The sequence below is a fragment of the uncultured Campylobacter sp. genome, assembly GCF_938045225.1.
Classification (GTDB): domain Bacteria; phylum Campylobacterota; class Campylobacteria; order Campylobacterales; family Campylobacteraceae; genus Campylobacter_A.
In genome coordinates this window covers 1-2,062 of sequence record NZ_CALINL010000082.1, presented here as the reverse complement: position 1 = coordinate 2,062, position 2,062 = coordinate 1, and the positions used below count along the sequence as shown (strand labels likewise).

Genomic DNA, 2,062 nt, shown 5'->3' with positions numbered 1-2,062 from the left:
GCCAGCGCTAAATAGACCCGCTAGCGTCGGACTCTCGCCTGTAGGCTTGGTTTTTATGCCACCCATAGAGTAGTGCTGCATAGGTAGGATCGGCGCCCAGCCTTTACCGCGCTGTCGTCCGTTCTCGTCGGTATACACTTCGGTGTCGGCAGGATCGATGCCGTTAAAGATTTCGCAAATTTCTTGAACGTCGCGTAAGTTTTTCTCGATGTGCTCGCGTCCTAGGATCGAGATATCCAGCCAAACGTGCTCGCCGTATGGGCTAGGTACGCCCTTGCCTGCGCGGATATGCTCCATGATGCGGCGGCTTACGACGTCGCGGCTAGCTAGTTCTTTTTTCTCAGGCTCGTAGTCGGGCATAAAGCGATATCCGTCTACGTCGCGTAAAATTCCGCCGTCGCCGCGGCAACCTTCCGTTAGCAAGATACCGCTTGGGACGATCGGAGTCGGGTGAAACTGCACCGCTTCCATATTTCCTAGCTGAGCTACGCCGGTCTCAAGAGCGATGGCTGCGCCGATACCCTCACAAACTACAGCGTTTGTTGTGTGTTTATAAACCCTGCCGTAGCCGCCAGTAGCGATTAGCGTACCTTTTGCGACGTATGCGGTGATCTCGCCGTTAACTAGATCGCGAACGATCGCGCCGTAACAGCGGTTGTTTGCGTGGATTAGCGCGATAGCTTCTTTTCTGTCGTGGATTTCGACGTTATGTTTTAGAGCTTCGTTTGCTACGGCAAAAAGCATAGTGTGTCCGGTGGCGTCTGCCGTAAAGCATGTTCTCCATTTTTTAGTTCCGCCAAAGTCGCGAGAGTGGATGAGTCCGTGGACCTCTTCTTTTTCTACGATAGTCGTTCTTTGAGCGTTGATGATAGCGCTTCTCTCGCCTTTTGTGATACGAGTCCAAGGCACACCCCAAGCCGCTAGCTCGCGGATCGCCTTAGGCGCGGTTTGACAAAACATACGTGCTACTTGCTGATCGCAGCCCCAGTCGCTACCTTTTACCGTGTCGGCAAAGTGTACGTCCTCGTTATCGCCTTCGCTCATTTTTGAATTTCCCAAAGAGGCTTGCATACCGCCTTGCGCAGCCGCAGAGTGCGAGCGCTTAACCGGGATTAGGCTTAAAACTACCGTACTTAGCCCCTTTTCTCCAGCGGCAACGGCAGCGCGAAGCCCCGCTAGACCGCCTCCTATAACTAATGCGTCATAATATTTTACGTTCATTTTTTAAAGCTCCTTTTCCTAAAGACTGATCCACACGAAATCGGCGATCAGCGCGATGACCGCGAGCACTCCAAAAACCGCAAATATCGCAGTTTTGGCTTTATTTCTTTTTGCGAACATCTCTTGTTTGTTTACTCCGTCGATGCTTATCCATTTTACGTATAGGCGGTACATTCCCACGCTAGCGTGAACGACCATAAAAACAAGTAGCGCGAAGTAAAAAATTTCTAGTTGATGAAATGCAGCCGCTGATTTATCGGCAGTGATATGTCCGCCAAATATTATATCGACTAAGTGCGCGCTGGCTGCGAAAAATAGAGCAAAACCGGTCAAAAACTGAAACCACCAAAGCGTAGTGTCAAGATGCTTCATGCGGTCTTCGTGACCTCTAAACATAATGTATTGTCTGTAGTTTGCAGGGAATTTTCTCATCGCTAAAAATGCGTGAGCGATAAAAACGACGAATATTATAGCAGCGATAACGTTAGTGATCCACCATGTAGCCTCGCCGAATAAAAATTTAGCCTCCGCAAAACCTACAACGGCGTTAAATGCGCCCTTGCCGAATAAAATGGTAGAAGTAAATACCATGTGACACAAAATAAAACAGGCCAAAATCAGTCCCGTTATACTTTGCCATCTGTCCCAAACGGCAGGAGTACGACTTTTTTTCGTATCCGCTTGCCTACCTAAGAAGCCCTCGATTAGCCCACTCATGAGCCCTCCTATAAAATTGAAATAAATTATCATAACTTAAAAGAAAATTAAATTATGATACTAGAAAAACGGTGTAATAGTATCGCAAATTACTTTAAAAACCTTTTAAAATTTTGTATGCTTC

The 2,062-nt window shown here is 47.9% G+C and carries 2 protein-coding genes; both read right to left on the bottom strand.

The genetic code is table 11. The features are described from left to right. Positions 1-1,221, bottom strand: a 1,221-nt coding sequence (locus Q0200_RS03710) for a fumarate reductase flavoprotein subunit (RefSeq protein ID WP_297937902.1), incomplete at its 3' end; no start/stop codon positions are given. Positions 1,222-1,239: 18 nt separating this feature from the next. Beyond that, positions 1,240-1,938 carry a fumarate reductase cytochrome b subunit gene (locus Q0200_RS03705; protein WP_297937900.1) on the bottom strand — a complete coding sequence of 233 codons (699 nt, stop codon included), beginning with the start codon at positions 1,936-1,938 and terminating at the stop codon, positions 1,240-1,242. Positions 1,939-2,062 lie beyond the last annotated feature (124 nt).